The 16,350-nt window shown below is 65.0% G+C and carries 14 protein-coding genes; 13 read left to right on the top strand and 1 reads right to left on the bottom strand.

Annotated features, from left to right (window positions below):
* Positions 1 to 45 precede the first annotated feature (45 nt).
* The gene (locus ACTIFK_RS06300; RefSeq protein WP_439542202.1) at positions 46 to 546 is read left to right on the top strand and encodes a phasin family protein; all 501 of its coding nucleotides are present in this window, start codon (positions 46 to 48) and stop codon (positions 544 to 546) included.
* 84 nt (positions 547 to 630) lie between these two features.
* On the opposite strand, the gene ACTIFK_RS06295 is transcribed toward ACTIFK_RS06300, so the two are convergent.
* Complete coding sequence (locus ACTIFK_RS06295) at positions 631 to 1,161, bottom strand: invasion associated locus B family protein (protein WP_439542201.1); 531 nt, start codon at positions 1,159 to 1,161, stop codon at positions 631 to 633.
* 563 nt (positions 1,162 to 1,724) lie between these two features.
* Here ACTIFK_RS06295 and coxB point away from each other — a divergent pair.
* From coxB to ACTIFK_RS06235, 12 genes are all read left to right on the top strand, one after another.
* The gene (coxB, locus tag ACTIFK_RS06290; RefSeq protein WP_439542200.1) at positions 1,725 to 2,627 is read left to right on the top strand and encodes a cytochrome c oxidase subunit II; all 903 of its coding nucleotides are present in this window, start codon (positions 1,725 to 1,727) and stop codon (positions 2,625 to 2,627) included.
* Between the two features lie 87 nt (positions 2,628 to 2,714).
* Positions 2,715 to 4,328 (top strand): cytochrome c oxidase subunit I, encoded by a 1,614-nt coding sequence (gene ctaD, locus ACTIFK_RS06285; RefSeq protein ID WP_439542199.1) that lies wholly within the window; start codon positions 2,715 to 2,717, stop codon positions 4,326 to 4,328.
* Positions 4,329 to 4,476: 148 nt separating this feature from the next.
* Positions 4,477 to 5,403, top strand: coding sequence for a heme o synthase (locus ACTIFK_RS06280; RefSeq protein ID WP_439542198.1), 927 nt, complete (start codon positions 4,477 to 4,479; stop codon positions 5,401 to 5,403).
* A gap of 41 nt (positions 5,404 to 5,444) precedes the next feature.
* Positions 5,445 to 5,582, top strand: a complete 138-nt coding sequence (locus tag ACTIFK_RS06275) for a hypothetical protein (protein ID WP_439542197.1) — start codon at positions 5,445 to 5,447, stop codon at positions 5,580 to 5,582.
* A 60-nt stretch (positions 5,583 to 5,642) separates the two neighbouring features.
* Positions 5,643 to 6,281, top strand: a complete 639-nt coding sequence (locus ACTIFK_RS06270; RefSeq protein WP_439542196.1) for a cytochrome c oxidase assembly protein — start codon at positions 5,643 to 5,645, stop codon at positions 6,279 to 6,281.
* 222 nt (positions 6,282 to 6,503) lie between these two features.
* Positions 6,504 to 7,463 (top strand): cytochrome c oxidase subunit 3, encoded by a 960-nt coding sequence (locus tag ACTIFK_RS06265; protein WP_439542195.1) that lies wholly within the window; start codon positions 6,504 to 6,506, stop codon positions 7,461 to 7,463.
* 167 nt (positions 7,464 to 7,630) lie between these two features.
* Positions 7,631 to 8,035, top strand: a complete 405-nt coding sequence (locus tag ACTIFK_RS06260) for a DUF983 domain-containing protein (RefSeq protein WP_439542194.1) — start codon at positions 7,631 to 7,633, stop codon at positions 8,033 to 8,035.
* Between the two features lie 3 nt (positions 8,036 to 8,038).
* A complete protein-coding gene (locus ACTIFK_RS06255; protein WP_439542193.1) occupies positions 8,039 to 8,803 on the top strand; it encodes an SURF1 family protein in 765 nt (254 codons plus the stop codon).
* Between the two features lie 82 nt (positions 8,804 to 8,885).
* Positions 8,886 to 10,295, top strand: coding sequence for a threonine synthase (gene thrC, locus ACTIFK_RS06250; RefSeq protein ID WP_439542192.1), 1,410 nt, complete (start codon positions 8,886 to 8,888; stop codon positions 10,293 to 10,295).
* Positions 10,292 to 11,587 (top strand): M16 family metallopeptidase, encoded by a 1,296-nt coding sequence (locus ACTIFK_RS06245; RefSeq protein WP_439542191.1) that lies wholly within the window; start codon positions 10,292 to 10,294, stop codon positions 11,585 to 11,587. The genes thrC and ACTIFK_RS06245 overlap by 4 nt, the downstream gene beginning before the upstream one ends.
* Positions 11,587 to 12,186, top strand: coding sequence for a GNAT family N-acetyltransferase (locus ACTIFK_RS06240; RefSeq protein ID WP_439542190.1), 600 nt, complete (start codon positions 11,587 to 11,589; stop codon positions 12,184 to 12,186). Before ACTIFK_RS06245 ends, ACTIFK_RS06240 begins: the two co-directional genes overlap by 1 nt.
* Positions 12,183 to 16,262: an EAL domain-containing protein gene (locus tag ACTIFK_RS06235; RefSeq protein ID WP_439542189.1), complete on the top strand. Its 4,080-nt coding sequence runs from the start codon at positions 12,183 to 12,185 to the stop codon at positions 16,260 to 16,262. The genes ACTIFK_RS06240 and ACTIFK_RS06235 overlap by 4 nt, the downstream gene beginning before the upstream one ends.
* The last annotated feature ends 88 nt before the right edge of the window (positions 16,263 to 16,350 follow it).

The raw sequence follows: 16,350 nt of genomic DNA, 5'->3' as shown, positions 1-16,350 counted from the left end.
GAGGCTCCTGCCACGTAGCCGGGGCCCGAGTAGGGAGTTCAAGGCATGGCAACACAAGCGGGGTTCGATCCGAACGCGTTTGGTCCGTTCGGCGCGCTGTTTCAAAATTACTTTTCCGCACTCGAAAGTTTCAGCCAGGGGCGGTCGCCATTCGGCGACGGCCTGCCGGGGTTCGACCCCCAGGCGTTGTCGGCTCAGGCCACCGCGCCGCTCAAGGTGGCAGCCCGCTGCCAGCTCGAGGTGATGGGTCTCGCCAACCGCCGCACGCAAGCTTATCTGCAAGCCCCGACACGCCTCGCGCAGTGCCGGACGCCGCAAGATTTTCTCAATGAACAGATGGCGTTCTGGCATACGGCGATGGAACAGTACGGCGAGAGTTCACGCAAGATGGCGGACGCCTGGGCGCATCTGATGCCGGCATCGTTCGGATCGGCGGGTGCGGCACGTGCTGAGCGCGATTACATCAGCTTCAACAATGGCAGCGGGAAGGACCACGGCGCGGCCGCCAAGCAGGATCCCGCGAGCAAGCAACGCCGCGTCGCGTGACACCTTGAAGTGTTGAATTCGATGAGGTTTGCCGAGACTTGAGACGCGCCGTCGCGACCAATCCGCGACGGCTTTTTTGTGTGCTTATTTGAGGGCGGCGAGGCCGTCCCCGAAACCCGCGAGAGAAATGGGAATGCCGATACCGGCTTCCTCGGTCTGAAATATAATAAAGATCGCCGTTTTGCCGGTTTTGAGCTGCTCGATCAGTTTGTCCTCGACCGTGACCTGGGCGTAGCACGCGAAGGTGTGGCAGCGCAGGAACGGCGCATGGCCGATATCGGCGCCGTCGATCTTCAGGCCAACGCCCGGCGGCAACAGAATGCCGACCGGCGCGAAAACGCGCAGCACCCTGACGCCGTTCGAGAACTGCTGGAAGTAGATCGTCAGGCCGACGTTCTGGCGGTCTTCGGCGGTGACGCTCTGAACCAGCGCGCAGGCCTCGTGCTTGGCGCCAGGCGGAGGCGGCTTGCAGACGTACTGCCAGTCGCCGTACTGGCCCTTCACGGTGCCGTCGGCGAACTGAGGCGAGAGCGCCGCCGCTTTCGGCGACTCACCGCTTTCGGCGCCGGCAAGCGCCGGACTTAAAAGCGATAAACCCGTGCTGGGCAGTCCCATTAACAGTGCGCATAACGCGACGCACAAAATACCTAAGGTGCCGGAGGCGGGCAAAAGTTTGCGCCCCTGAGTCGTGCCGATGGAGTTGGCCATGTGTCTTTCAAAGGTCCCCGAATGCGCGCCGGTCCGTCCCTCGAATGCCTATAAACAGCGCATCCGCGGCTCTAGCGCACCGGGATCGTCTCGGCGAGGAAAAAGGCCAAAGTGGGACTCCGCAATGCAAGCCGCGCGTCGCGCCGACTGCTGACGTTTCAAACCCGCCGCCGAAGCGCGTGTTGCTATGCTGCGGTGCAACAGATTTTATCGCGCGATCCTGCGGCATTAAGCGGGGTTAGAGCTTAGAAAACTTGACTTGAGGTGTGTTTGACGATTGTGCTCTCTTTCGTTTTGGGGATTTCTGCCATAGGCGCACATTCGAGCAGTCGAATGTGGCGACATGGGGCCATTTGGGGGTCCCGTCCGGGCCGGCGCACGGCCGGACGAGAACGATCGGCAAGATCGAACGAACCGAAACAAGGGAGATTCCCAGCACAAACGCTGGGACACGAACCGGGGAGCGGAGAATGCTGAATTGGATTTTCAAGTGTGGGCCGAAGGCGGCGCTTGCGGGGCTCGCAATGCTGCTACTGCCGGCGGCCGCAATGGCTGAGAGCGGTTTGGGCCATTCCCTTCCCGGGCAGATGACTCTGCAGGCTGCGGCGACGCCCATCGCCCATGAGCTGCACGCCTTTTACCACTTGACGAACATCATCATCATCGCGATCGCACTCTTCGTGCTGATCCTGATGCTCTACGTGATGTACCGCTTCAGCGAGAAGCGGAACCCGACCCCGAGCACGACCACCCACCACACGATGCTTGAAATCGCCTGGACGGTGATCCCGATCCTGATCCTGGTCGTGATCGCGATCCCTTCGTTCAAGCTGCTGATGAACCAGTACACCTACCCGAAGCCCGACGTGACCATTAAGGCGATCGGCAACGCATGGTTCTGGGAACACGAATATCCGGATTTCGGCAACTTCACCGTCACCTCCAACATGCTGACGGACGAAGAAGTCGCTGAGCGCAACCAGAAGGGCATTCCGACGCCCCGCCTGCTCGGCGTCGACAACGAGATCGTCGTGCCGGTGAACAAGGTCGTCCACGTGCTGGTGACTTCGAACGACGTCATCCACAACTGGACCGTCCAGTCCTTCGCTTCGAAGGTCGACGCCGTCCCCGGCCGTCTGACCTCGACCTGGTTCCAGGCTGAGCAGGAAGGCGTCTACTACGGCCAGTGCTCGGAACTCTGCGGTCTCAACCACGCGTTCATGCCGATCGCGGTGCGCGTCGTTTCCGATGCCGTCTTCAGCGAGTGGGCCGGCGCCATGCAGTCCAAGGACCGCAAGAAGGCCAAGGAAATCCTCGACAAGGTTGCCCTCGAGCAGGCGAGCATGAAGACCGCCGCCACGGGCGTTCAATAACGCGCTGGAGCTCAAACGGTGACCGCCGCGCGGCCGCCGACCTGAACTCAGGAACGGAAACACCCAGGTCAACAAGGGTTTTACAAAATGGGTAGCACCGCTGCACACGCCGACCACGATCACGCCCCAACCGGGCTTCGTCGTTGGCTTTTCTCGACCAACCACAAAGACATCGGCACGATGTACCTGATCTTCGGCATGATCGCCGGTCTGATCGGTGGCGGCTTGTCGATCGCCATGCGTCTCGAGCTCGCCGAGCCGGGCATGCAGTACTTCACCAACCCGCACACCTTCAACGTCTTCGTGACCGGCCATGGTCTCATCATGGTGTTCTTCATGGTCATGCCGTCGACGATGGGCGGCTTCGGCAACTGGTTCGTACCGCTGCAGATCGGCGCGCCGGACATGGCGTTCCCGCGCATGAACAACATCTCGTTCTGGCTGCTGCCGGTCGCTCTGACGCTGCTCGTCATCTCGATGTTCGTCGAGGGGCCGTCGGGCATGCACGGCGTCGGCGCCGGTTGGACGATGTACGCACCGCTCTCGACCGCGGGCCATCCTGGACCGGCCGTCGATCTCGCGATTCTCGCGCTGCATATCGCGGGTGCTTCGTCGATCCTGGGCGCGATCAACTTCATCACCACCATCTTCAACATGCGCGCACCGGGCATGACGCTCCACAAGATGCCGCTGTTCGTGTGGTCGGTGCTGATCACCGCGTTCCTGCTGCTTCTCTCGCTCCCGGTTCTCGCCGGCGCGATCACGATGCTGCTCACGGACCGCAACTTCGGCACGACGTTCTTCTCGCCTGCCGGCGGTGGTGACCCGATCCTCTACCAGCATCTGTTCTGGTTCTTCGGCCATCCGGAAGTTTACATTCTGATCCTTCCCGGCTTCGGCATGGTCAGCCACATCATCGCAACGTTCTCGCAAAAGCCGGTGTTCGGCTACCTGGGCATGGCCTACGCCATGGTTGCAATCGGCCTCGTCGGCTTCATCGTGTGGGCGCACCACATGTATGCCGCCGGCATCAACGTGAACACGCAGGCTTACTTCGTGTTCGCCACGATGGTGATCGCGGTGCCCACGGGCGTGAAGATCTTCTCGTGGATCGCCACGATGTGGGGCGGCTCGCTGCAGTTCAAGCTGCCGATGATCTGGGCGCTCGGCTTCATCTTCCTGTTCACGGTCGGCGGCGTCACGGGCGTCATGCTGTCCAACGCCGGCGTGGATCGCGCGCTGCACGACACCTATTACGTCGTCGCGCACTTCCACTACGTGCTGTCGCTCGGCGCCGTGTTCTCGATCTTCGCGGGCTACTACTACTGGTTCCCGAAGATGACCGGCTACATGTACTCGGACTTCTGGGGCAAGCTGCACTTCTACATCACGTTCATCGGCGCGAACGTGCTGTTCTTCCCGCAGCACTTCCTCGGCCTCGCCGGCATGCCGCGCCGCTACGTCGACTATCCGGATGCCTACGCATTCTGGAACCACGTATCGTCGATCGGCTCGTACATGACGGCTGTCGGAACGCTCTGCTTCTTCATCGGCGTGTTCGTTGCCCTGGCCCGCAAGGTGCCGGCCGGCGACAACCCGTGGGGCCCGAGCGCAACGACGCTCGAGTGGACGCTGCCTTCGCCGCCGCCGTTCCATTCGTTCGAGACGCTGCCGCGCATCACGGGCAGCTCGCACCACTAAGTGTGTGCGGCGGGGACGGAAGCCTCGCCGCTCATTCACTCGACAATCGACGGCGGACGCGTGAGCGCCCGCCGTCACCTCGAAGGCCGCAACACAGAATTGCGAGCGACACGTGCGGGGGCAACCCGCGGCGGGAGGACTGAGAACAATGACGACTTCGATCGCCGAAGGGACACTCGATAGCCGCATCACCACGGCGGAGCCTTCGGTCAGCGATTTCCTCGAGCTGATGAAGCCGCGCGTGATGTCGCTCGTGGTGTTCACGTCGCTCGCCGGGCTGTTCGCGGCCCCGGGCCACTTGCATCCGGTTCTGGCCGTCATCGCAGTCATATGCATTGCCGTCGGCGCCGGTGCGTCGGGTGCACTCAACATGTGGTACGACGCCGACATTGATGCGCGCATGGCGCGCACGGCGGCCCGGCCCATCCCGCGCGGCCGCGTCACTCCCGACGAAGCGCTGGCCTTCGGCTCCGTGCTTTCGGTCGTGTCGGTGCTGACGCTCGGCGTTCTGGTCAACTGGGTGGCGGGCGGCCTGCTTGCGCTCACCATCGCCTATTATATTTTCTTCTACACGATGTGGCTGAAGCGGCGGACGCCTCAGAACATCGTTATCGGCGGCGCCGCGGGTTCCTTCCCTCCGATGATCGGCTGGGCTGCGGTGACCGGCACCGTGACGATGGAAAGCGTGCTGATGTTCCTCATCATCTTCATGTGGACGCCGCCGCACTTCTGGGCGCTCGCACTCTATCGTTGCCGGGACTACGAGCGCGTCGGCGTGCCGATGCTGCCGGTGGTCGCGGGCCCCGACGAGACGCGCCGCCAGATCCTTCTCTATTCGCTCGTGCTCGTGCCGCTCGCGGTCAGCCCCTACTTCATCGGGCTCGGCGGCATCGCGTATGCGGCCGTGTCGACCGTGCTTGGGGCGATCTTCCTCTATTTCGCGGTCAAGGTCTGGCGCGTGCGCGAAGGCCGTGAAGGCGACCGCGTGGCCAAGCAGCTGTTCGTGTTTTCGATCTTCTACCTCTTCGCCTTGTTCGCGGTGCTGCTCGGCGAGCACATCGCGCTCAAGTTCTAACGATCCGGCCGACGACGTTTTACGAAGCTCAGGGAGGCTCAGTGGCAGTGACGCAAGACCAGGACGAGTACAGGAAGCGCCTCCAGCGCCAGCGTCTGCGTTCCGTGGCGATTGCGCTCGGCCTCGCCTTCCTGGTGCTGCTGTTCTACGCGGCGACGATCGTGCGGATGGGGAACTAGGTTCGGGTTTTTACTGGCCAGGATGGGTTTGGACCATCGGTTAAGCGCTCAGGAGACGACGTGACGATAGACGACAACAGCACCAAGGCCGCGCAAGTGGCCATCGGGTCCAAGCCTGACCCGGTTCGGCGCGGCACCAATCGGGGTGTCGTGCTGGTGTGCCTTGTCGCGCTCTTCGCCATGGGCGGGATGACCTGGGCGGCCGTTCCCCTGTACCGGCTCTTTTGCCAGGTGACCGGCTACGGCGGGACGACCATGCGCGCCGACAAGGCGCCGGACACCATCAGCGAACGCAAGATCACCATTCGCTTCGACGCCAACGTGTCGCCGGGCATGCCGTGGCAGTTCCAGCCGGCGCAGCGGACGATCGAGGTCAAGATCGGCGAGAACGCGCTGGCCTTCTACAAAGCGCACAATACGTCGCCGCACGCCGTCACAGGGTCTGCGACCTACAACGTATCGCCCGATATCGTGGGCGCGTATTTCAGCAAGATCGAATGCTTCTGCTTTACGGAGCAGACGCTCGCGGCCGGCGAGAGTGTCGAGATGCCGTTGTCGTTCTTTGTCGATCCGTCGATCGAGAAGGACCGCGAAGCGATGCTCGTCAAGGAGATTACGCTGTCCTACACCTTCTATCCGATCGACGGGACCGGGGCGAAAGCCGAGGTCAAGACCGGCGACACGGGCAAGGGCGGATAAGGTTATCCGGTGACGGGTTCGTCGCCGGTTACAAGACGAACGATCCGATGTGGTGCGCCGAGTGGCGCTGACACCCGGATCGACGGAACCCCGGGGCCGCAATGCCGCGGGTTAAGAGACGGGCCGAGGCACGTGCCGCCGAACTGATCTACTGAGATCATGGGCGCGGGGCTTGCCGAGGCCGGGGGAAAATAAAGCGAACGGGGATTTACGGAGACGAAAATGGCCCAAGCGCACGGCAAGCAACACGACTACCATCTGCTCGACCCGAGCCCGTGGCCTATTATGGCTTCGCTCTCGGCGTTCGTTATGGCCATCGGAGCAGTCATCTGGATGCGCTCCATGGGCGAAGGGGCAACCGGCCTGTTCGGCGTCCATGGACCCTGGGTTTTCGCCCTCGGGTTCCTGAGCCTTGTGACGATCGCTTCCCTGTGGTGGCGCGACGTCATCATTGAGGCGAACCGCGGCGATCACACGCCCGTCGTCCAGCTTCATCTCCGTTACGGCATCCTGCTGTTCATCGCCTCGGAAGTGATGTTCTTCGTGGCCTGGTTCTGGGCCTACTTCGATTTCGCGCTGTTTCCCGCAGATGTCGTCACGCTCGACAACATGAAGGAAGCGGTCGGCATGGTGACGCGCAATGAGCTGTTCGGCGGCCAATGGCCACCGGTGCCGGTCGAAGCAACGGAAGCCGTCATCCCGGCCACGGGCGCGCCCGTCAACGGTTACTTCAAGGGCACGTTCGATCCCTGGGGCATTCCCTTCGTCAACACGCTGATCCTGCTCTCGTCGGGCGTCACCGTGACGTGGGCGCACCACGCGCTGCTCAAGAACGATCGCCGCGGCCTCGTGCTCGGCCTTCTCGCCACCGTCATCCTCGGCGCGATCTTCACCGCGCTGCAGGCCTACGAGTACATGCACGCCGCCTTCACGTTCGGCGGTCACGCGTACGGCTCGTCGTTCTTCATGGCGACCGGCTTCCATGGCGCGCACGTCATCATCGGCACCATCTTCCTGCTGGTGTGCCTGGTGCGTGCGACGCGCGGTGCGTTCACACCGCAGCAGCACTTCGGCTTCGAAGCGGCGGCCTGGTACTGGCATTTCGTCGACGTCGTCTGGCTGTTCCTGTTCGCCTCCATCTACATCTGGGGCGCAGGCGCACATCCGGGCGCCGGCCACTAGGGCCGGTGCGCGGTGGTTCCGCCTTGGCTGGCGTGCTGTCGAAGCACTTCTGCCAAGCGGACCCGCGACCGATATAAGATCGAGCGAGGGGCTGGACTTGCGTCCGGCCCCTTTGCGTTTCAGGTGCGCCCTGTCTCCGTCGGCTCGTCCGACGTCCGGGAGGTTTCATGACCGGCGAAGACCACGATGCGGAGCGGCAGGGCCGGCAAGGCGGCGTGCTATCCGTGCTCGCATCCGGAGTGCTGGCGCGGTGCCCGCGATGCGGAGGCGGCGCTCTGTTCAAGAATGGGTTGATGCTGCGGCCGAAGTGCGAGGCGTGCAGCCTCGACTATGCGTTCATCGACACCGGCGACGGCCCGGCGGTGTTCGCGATCCTGATCCTCGGGTTCGTGGTGCTCGGCGCGGCGCTGTTCGTGGAGTTCAGGTTCGGGCCGCCCGTCTGGGTGCATGCCCTGCTGTGGGGGATCTTGACGCCGCTGTTCGCGTTCGGGCTGCTCAGGTTCCTGAAGGCGATCCTGATTGCACTGCAATGGTTGCACAAGGCGGAAGAGGGCCGGCTGGCGAAGGACTGACGCATGACAACGGAGAACAGCGCGGGCGTGCGCGCCGGATGGCGAAGCCTGATCTGGCCGGGACTGATGACGCTGGTGGCGTTGGCAATCCTGATCGGGCTCGGCGTCTGGCAGATGGAGCGGCTAGCCTGGAAGGAAGGGCTGATCGCCTCGATCGCCGAGGAGCTCGGTAAGGCGCCTGTGCCGCTGGAGCAGCCAGCCGATGCGTGGAAGGCCCTGGCGACGGAGGAGTATCGTCCGGTGTCGGTCAAGGGACGTTTCCGGCACGGCGATGAACGCCATCTCTTCGCGTCGACCGACGGGGCGACGGGGTGGCACGTTTACACGCCGCTCGAGACCGAAGGCGGCCATGTGCTGTTCGTCAACCGCGGTTTCGTGCCCGACACGATGAAGGATCCGGCGACCCGCGCCGAGGGGCAGGTCAACGGCGTCGTCGAGGTGCACGGCCTGTTGCGCAAGCCCGGCGTGCACGGCTCGTTCGAGCCGGACGCGGACCGGGCCCACAATGTCTGGTACTGGCGCGATCTGGCGGGGCTCACGGCGTCGCTGGGCACGGGCGTCGACCCCGCCAGCGTCCTGCCGTTTTTCGTCGATGCGGCGGTCGATCCGGCCAATCCCGGCGGATGGCCGAAGGGCGGCGTCACGCGGCTCGATATCCCCAATCGCCACCTCGAATACGCGCTGACGTGGTTCGGTCTAGCGGTTACGCTGGTTGCGATTTTTGCGGCTTTCGCCTGGCCGCGTCTGCGGCGTGGGAGCGCGGCTTGATCCCAGGCGGGGTGACCGTTACAGCGTAAGAGCGGCCGGCCGCGCGCGACTTCGCGGTCCCACAACCCAGGATTTCGAATACGTGACCTACATCTCCACCCGGGGCGAAGCGCTTTCGCTGACGTTCGAGGATGTGCTGCTCAACGGGCTTGCGCGCGACGGCGGCCTTTATGTGCCCGACGTGTGGCCGACGCTCTCGCCTGAGACCATTGCGGGCTTCGCCGGAAAGCCGTTCGCGGACGTCGCGACCGAGGTGATCCTGCCGTTCGCGCAGGGCTTCGTCGACCGCGAAACGCTGCATGCCATGGCGGTCGACGCCTACAGCCGGTTCGACCACCCAGCGGTGACGCCGCTGGTCCAGATCGACCGCAACCGGTGGGTGCTGGAGCTGTTCCACGGTCCGACGCTGGCGTTCAAGGACGTTGCGATGCAGCTCCTGGCGCGTCTTATGGACCACGCGCTGGCGCGGCGCGGACAGCGTGCGACCATCGTCGGCGCGACGTCGGGCGACACGGGCGGGGCGGCGGTCGAAGCCTTCCGCGGCTCGAAGCGTGTCGACGTCATCGTGCTGTTCCCAGACGGGCGGGTCTCCGACGTCCAGCGGCGCATGATGACGACGCCGACCGACGCCAACGTCCATGCGGTCGCCATCAAGGGTACGTTCGACGATTGCCAGTCACTCGTGAAGGCGATGTTCAACGATCATGCCTTCCGCGACCGGATGAGCCTGTCCGGCGTCAACTCGATCAACTGGGCCCGCATCGTGGCGCAGGTGACCTACTATTTCGTCGCGGCGGCGGCGCTCGGCGCGCCGTACCGGCCGATGCGGTTCGCGGTGCCGACCGGCAATTTCGGAGACATCCTCGCCGGCTGGGTCGCCAAGCGCATGGGGCTGCCGATCGATCAACTCGTGATCGCGTCGAACGCCAATGACATCCTGCCGCGGGCGCATGCATCCGGGGTGTACGAGATGCGCTCGGTCGTCGAGACCTCGTCGCCGTCGATGGACATCCAGATCTCCTCCAACTTCGAGCGGTTCCTGTTCGAGGCATCCGGCCGGGACGCCGGGTTCATCCGCGGGGCCATGGGGGCCTTGTCCCAGGGCGGAAGGTTCGAACTCGGGGCGGCCGCAAAGCCGTTCGCGACGGAGTTCGCGGCGGTGGCCGCCGACGAGGCCGTGGTCGCGGAGACGATCCTGCGCACGAAGGCCGCGACGGGCTACCTTCTCGATCCGCATACCGCCTGCGGGGTCGCGGCGCTCGAGGCGGCGGCGGCGCAATCGGCAAGCCCCGGCATCGTGCTTTCGACGGCGCATCCGGCCAAGTTCCCCGACGCGATGGAGAAGATCACCGGCGCGCGTCCTGCGTTGCCGCCACGGCTTGCGACGCTGCTCGACGAGCCCGAGCGGTACGAGGTGCTCGAAAACGATCCCGCCGCGGTCAAGGCGTTTGTCGAACGGGCCGTCCGCCCGGTAACGGCTGGTGCGCAATGACGGTGCAGATTACGCGTCTCGGAAATGGGCTGACTGTCGTCACTGACGCCATGACGCACGTCGAGACGACATCGCTCGGCATCTGGGTCAATGTCGGCGCCCGGGACGAACAGCCGGCCGAGAACGGCATCTCCCATTTTCTGGAACACATGTCGTTCAAGGGAACGGCGACGCGGTCGGCCCAAGCGATTGCCGAGGAGATCGAGGCTGTCGGCGGCGAATTGAACGCGGCGACGGGACTCGAGACGACAGCCTATTTCGCGCGGGTTCTGAAAGGCGACGAGGGCGTGGCGATCGAACTCATCGCCGACATTCTGCTCAATTCGAGTTTTTCCTCGGACGAGCTCGAGCGCGAGCGGGAGGTGATCCTGCAGGAGATCGCCTCGACGCGTGACATGCCCGACGATATCGCGTTCGAACTGGTCAACGAAGCCGCCTATCCCGCCCAGGCGGTGGGTCGCCCCATTCTCGGGCCGGCGGTCAACGTCAAACGGTTCTCGCCGGCCGATCTGTCAACCTTCCTCGCCACCCATTACCTGCCGGGCTCGATGGTGCTGTCGGTAGCTGGGGACGTGCAACATGAGGCGCTCGTCCGCCACGCTGAGGCCCTATTCGGCGGGCTCTCTTCGAAGCTCGTGAAAGCCCAGGAAGCAGCGCACTACCAGGGCGGAGTCCGGTGGCATCCCAAGCGCTTCGAGCAGAGCCATCTTGTGCTCGGGTTCGAGGCGCCGTCCTATCGTGATCAAGCGTATTTTACGGCGCAGGTGTTCTCTGGGCTCTTGGGCGGGGGCATGTCGTCCCGGTTGTTCCAGGAAGCCCGCGAGAAGCGGGGGCTGTGCTATTCGATCTATTCGTCCGCATGGAGCCTTAACGATACCGGGCTTCTGGCGGTGCATGCGGCGACGGGACCCGAGATGATGGCCAGCCTCATCGACATCACATGCGGCGAGCTTGAGGACGTGGCACGGCAGGGGCCGTCGACGGCCGAGCTCAACCGGGCGAAAGCTCAGCTCAAGGCGGGGCTGCTAATGAGTCTCGAATCATCTTCGGCTCGCGCCGAGCAGATGGCCCGTCATCTGCTGGCTCACGGACGGATCATCGGCCGTGACGAGTTGATTCAGAACGTCGACGCCGTCAGCGTCGAGGATGTCGGCCGATTTGCGCAGCTCATGCTGGCGCGGCCGCCATCCGTTGCCGTCGTCGGCGCCGGCAAGGCGTCGCAACGGCTCGCGGTGCAAGCCGCCGACCGCGTTGGGCGCGGTTCGGCAAGCTCGGAGGCGAAGACTGCCTGATGGCGTTCCTGAGGGCCGGAAACTCGTCGGAGTGGGCGGTCATCCAGGGCCGCAGCGTCTGGCTGCGTCCGCCGCTCATGAGCGACTACGGTCCCTGGGCTGAACTGCGCGCGCTCAGTCGCCCCCATCTGGTGCCGTGGGAGCCGGCCTGGCCGCGGGACGACCTTACGAAGAGCGCCTATCGCCGCCGCATCCGCCACTACCAGCGCGAGGCGCGCGACGATCTCGGCTATGCGTTTCTGATGTTCAACAGCGGCAACGAGCGCCTCATCGGCGGACTCACGCTGTCCAATGTTCGCCGCGGCGTGACGCAATCGGCCATGCTCGGCTACTGGCTCGGCTCGCCTCACGTTGGGTGCGGATCGATGACGAGCGCGGTCACCGCCGCGCTGCCGCATGCGTTCGAGCAGCTTCGCCTGCACCGCGTCGAGGCGGCCGTGCAGCCGGCCAACACACGCTCCATCGCCGTGTTGAAACGGGCGGGATTTATCGAGGAAGGCCTCGCGCGGCGCTATCTCAAGATCAACGGCGTGTGGCAAGATCATCTCGTGTTCGCGATCCTCGCTGAGGATTGGATGACGCGGGAGGTGCAGTCTTGACGCGCAGCGCTTTCCCGAGCCTTCGAGACGGCCCGCGCGCTTGGATTGCGGCGCAAATCGCTGCCTTTGCGGCCGTGCTGCTGGCGTCGCTCGTCGCCGTTTCCGCGCCCGCGCTGGCGCTCAAGCCGATCGAGATCGGCCAGGACCAGGGGCGCCTCGACGTGACGCCGCTGGCCGACCTCTACGAAGGGCGCGGCGACAGCCTGCAGGTCGAAACGGCTGCCGGCGCGGACGGACTCGCAAGCCGCATGTCGGTCTCGGCCGCCACGGCGGGCGACAATCCCAACTGGATTGTGTTTGCGCTCACCAATTCCACGGACAAGCCTGTCGAGCGCTGGCTGTCGGCGGCGCGCTACAGCGTGATCGGATCGGGCGTCGTGTGGCCGGACCTCGACGCGCAGCGGATCGAGGCGATTACGCCGTCGGTGGGCTTCGTGCCGGAGCGCATCAAGAGCGATCGGGCGGATCTGTTCCGCATCACGCTTGAACCGGGGCAGACCATCACGTACGTCGCCGAGCTTTCGTCGGAGCGCTTCGCGCGCCTGCATCTCTGGAAGCCGCTCGACTACGAAATCCGCATTTCAAACCGCCAGCTGTTCAACGGCGTGCTGCTCGGCCTCACGGGCCTGATGGCGATCTTCCTGACGGCGATCTTCGCGGCGAACCACAAGCTCGTGTTCCCGGCGTCGGCGCTGGTGGCGTGGTGCGTGCTGGCGCATCTTTGCGTCGATTTCGGCTTCTTCCATAAACTGTTCCAGCTCAAACCCGAGGCGAATGCCGTTTATCGCGCGGCGTCGGAGGCGGCGCTCGCGGCCAGCCTTGTCGTGTTCCTGCATGTGTTTTTGCGGCTCGCGCTGTGGCACGGGCTGATACGCATGCTGATCACGGTGTGGCTGCTGGCGCAATTCTCGCTCATCGCCGTCGCGATCATCGATCCGCGATTGGCGGCCACGTTCGCGCGCCTCTCCTTCCTGTTCATCGGGTTGACCGGCACGGGCCTGATCCTGTTTCTCGCCTTACGCGGGCAGGATCGCGCCTTGTCGCTCATTCCGACGTGGATCCTGTTCCTGGTCTGGATTTTCGGCGCGGGTGTCGCCCTGACGGGCAAGCTCACCGGCGAGGCGGCGGTGTTCGGCCTCGTGTCGGGCATGGTGCTGATCGTGCTGTCGATCGGGTTTACCGTGACGCAATATGCATTCCGCTCGGTCGAGCCCTTGCACGGCGCGGCGCCGTCGGAGCTGCAGGCGCGCTCTATTGCGGTCGACGCCTCAGGCGCTGCGGTGTGGGAATGGAATGCGCGCCGCGACGAGGTCAAGGTCAGCCAGTCGATCGAGGCCTTGCTCGGTCTTTCGCCGGGCGATCTCTCGACGCGGACCGACGACTTCATGCGCCATCTTCATCCCGCGGACCGCGAGCGCTTCCGCCTGGCACTGTTCACGGTGCAGGAGCGGCGCGACGGCAAGGTCTGCTGCGAATTCCGTCTGCGTCAGTCCGACAACAACTACCGCTGGTTCGAGCTGGAAGCGGCCGGTGTGCCGGGCACCGATCCGCGCTCGTTCAAGTGCATCGGCCTGGTCCGCGACGTGACCGACGCCAAGCGGGCGCATGAACGGCTGCTGCACGATGCCGTGCACGACAGCCTGACGGGGCTTCCCAACCGCGAGCTGCTGCTGGACCGCCTCGAAGTGGCGATGGTGCGCGCGAAGTCGGAGCCGCAAATACGGCCGACCGTTCTGATCATCGACATCGACAAGTTCACGAGCCTCAGCTCGTCGCTCGGCCTCGTGCTCGGCGACAGCCTATTGCTCACCATCGCGCGGCGGCTGCAGCGTCACCTTGGGCCCAACGACACGCTGGGGCGCATCTCCGGCGACCGCTTCTGTCTGCTGTTGCTGGCGGACCAGCCGGTGGCGGAACTGGCGCAGCACGCCGAGCGTATTCGCCGATCGCTCCGCTCGCCGATCAAGATTTCGGGCGAGGAAATCGTGCTGACCGGCTCGATCGGCATCGCCATTTTCGACGGCGAGGAAACGAACCACGCCGACCTGCTGAAGAAGGCCGAGATCGCGATGTTCCGCGCCAAGCGCGCGGGTGCGGATCGGATCGAAGTATTCACGCCGGAAATGAAGGGCGACCAGGACGACCGCCACGCGCTCGAAGCCGAGCTGCGTCGCGCGCTCGAGAAGAACGCGGTGCGCGTTTCGTATTATCCCGTCGTCTATTTGCCGACCGAGGAGCTGGCCGGCTTCGAAGCGGTGGCGCGCTGGGATCATCCGCAGCTCGGCACCATCGATCCGGCGCAGTTCTCCCCGTTGTCCGAAGACAACGACCTCATCGCGAGACTCGGAATTTATCTGCTGCAAAAGGCGTCGCGCGACGTCGCGGCCTGGCAGAAGGATTTCCCACGCGGAGATTCACCGCTGTTTGTCAGCGTCAACATCTCGTGCCGTCATCTCTTCCGGCCCGATGTCATCCAGGAAGTGCGCCACATCCTCGGCCGCTCGGTGGTGCCCAAAGGATCGATCCGCATCGAAGTCACGGAGCAGATTACGCTCGAAAATCCCGAACAGTCGACCGAAGTGCTCGAGTGGCTCAGGGCGTCCGGCGCGGAGATCGTACTGGACGAGTTCGGTACCGGATATTCGTCGCTGTCTTATCTCGACCGCCTGCCGTTCGACACGGTCAAGATCGATCAGGCGATCATGCAGGCCGGCGACGTCAGGGGTGGCAGCGACAGTGTGCTCCTGCGCTCCATGGTGGCGCTGGGGCATGAACTCGGCAAGAAGATCGTGGCCAAGGGCGTCGAGGCCGCGACGGAAGTCAGCTTCCTGCGCTCCATCGAATGCGAGTATGCGCAAGGGCCCTATTGCGGCGATGCGATTGCGGACGTGGACGTGGCGCAGGTGCTCGCGTCGGTGAAGACGTCCGAGAGCAAGGTCAAGCCGGTCGGCGTGTTCCGGCCCAAGGCACGGAAGAAGGGCAAATCGCAAGCGCCACAGACGGGCGCGGATGTCCAACCCGGGATGGCTGCCGCCGCGAACGGGCAGGCCGTTCAGCCGCGCGCGAACGACAAAGCGGACCACGCCTCCAACGGGCATGCTGCGAACGGGGCCGCGAGCGGACACGCCTCAAATGGGCACGTCGCGAATGGTCATGCCGGTAACGGCCATGCTTCCAACGGCCATGCTCAGAACGGAAGTGCGCCCAACGGGAATGGACACGGCGCACCCGAGATGCCGCACGCCGCCAACGGCGCCGGGACTCAGATGAAGCCTGTGCCGCGTGCTCGCGATCAGGCCACCGGTGGTGGACTGGCGCGCGCGCAAGCGCGGCTGCGCGGCGAACAGCCTCCGTTCGGCCGTGCCCCCCCGAGTGGCCCGCCGATAGGCCCCTCCCCGCACGTGGGACCTGGTCAGCAGGCCTCGCCTCCGCCTCCGCCTAACGGCGCGATGCCGCCGCAGCACACGAGCGTGCCAGCCGGTGTGCCACCGCCCGTTCCACCCGCACAGCCGCCGATCGCGAGCGCCACGACGCGCCTGACCGACGTGCTCCCGAATGTCGCGTCGCTCGAGACCACGCAGCGTCCGCCTGCACGAGGGCCCGGTTTTGCTGGCGCTCCGGCAGGCATGCCGCCGACGATGGATGCGCCGCCGCCGTTTACCGCTCAGCGTGCGCCTCAGCCGCCGCCCCAGCTGCAGCCGCCTCAGCTTCGCGCGATCGAGCCGCCGCCGTCGATTCCCGGTGCTCCGCCTTCGCCGGGTGGGCCGCCGATGCAAGGCGCGCCGCCGCCGATCCCGAACGGGCACCCCTTGCGCGCCGCTGCGTCACCGCCGCCCATGCCGCCACCTGCCGACATCCCGCCGCGCCCGGTGCTGGTCCAGCCGCTGCCGCCGTCGCCTCTGCAATCCGCCGCGTCCGCGCCGCCGCATCCGTCCGCGGGGCCCGCCGTACGGCCTGCCGTGCCGCAGGTCGTCAACGGCTTGGCTCAGCCGATCCCGCCGGACTTCTCGAACCTCCCACCCGCCATCGCCGAAAGCCTGGCGCGTTTGGCCGGCGTCGCGCGCAAGCCGGGTTGAGCAGGGCTTCACGTTAGTAGCATCCACCGTCGGGAGATCGGCGCGGAACGGGCAGCATTATCTGTCGGCCGTGCTGCAGGTCCAGGCG

This window comes from Hyphomicrobium sp., assembly GCF_051860585.1.
Taxonomy (GTDB): domain Bacteria; phylum Pseudomonadota; class Alphaproteobacteria; order Rhizobiales; family Hyphomicrobiaceae; genus Hyphomicrobium_C.
Note: the sequence above shows the minus strand (reverse complement) of the source record. Positions and strands in the feature narration are given on the sequence as shown.

Excerpts from the sequence above, each read along its gene's own strand:
- ACTIFK_RS06300 (WP_439542202.1), top strand. The coding sequence starts at position 46 with ATGGCAACACAAGCGGGGTTCGATCCGAACGCGTTTGGTCCGTTCGGC.
- ACTIFK_RS06295 (WP_439542201.1), bottom strand. The coding sequence starts at position 1,161 with ATGGGACTGCCCAGCACGGGTTTATCGCTTTTAAGTCCGGCGCTTGCC.
- coxB (WP_439542200.1), top strand. The coding sequence starts at position 1,725 with ATGCTGAATTGGATTTTCAAGTGTGGGCCGAAGGCGGCGCTTGCGGGG.
- ctaD (WP_439542199.1), top strand. The coding sequence starts at position 2,715 with ATGGGTAGCACCGCTGCACACGCCGACCACGATCACGCCCCAACCGGG.
- ACTIFK_RS06280 (WP_439542198.1), top strand. The coding sequence starts at position 4,477 with ATGACGACTTCGATCGCCGAAGGGACACTCGATAGCCGCATCACCACG.
- ACTIFK_RS06265 (WP_439542195.1), top strand. The coding sequence starts at position 6,504 with ATGGCCCAAGCGCACGGCAAGCAACACGACTACCATCTGCTCGACCCG.
- ACTIFK_RS06260 (WP_439542194.1), top strand. The coding sequence starts at position 7,631 with ATGACCGGCGAAGACCACGATGCGGAGCGGCAGGGCCGGCAAGGCGGC.
- ACTIFK_RS06255 (WP_439542193.1), top strand. The coding sequence starts at position 8,039 with ATGACAACGGAGAACAGCGCGGGCGTGCGCGCCGGATGGCGAAGCCTG.
- ACTIFK_RS06245 (WP_439542191.1), top strand. The coding sequence starts at position 10,292 with ATGACGGTGCAGATTACGCGTCTCGGAAATGGGCTGACTGTCGTCACT.
- ACTIFK_RS06240 (WP_439542190.1), top strand. The coding sequence starts at position 11,587 with ATGGCGTTCCTGAGGGCCGGAAACTCGTCGGAGTGGGCGGTCATCCAG.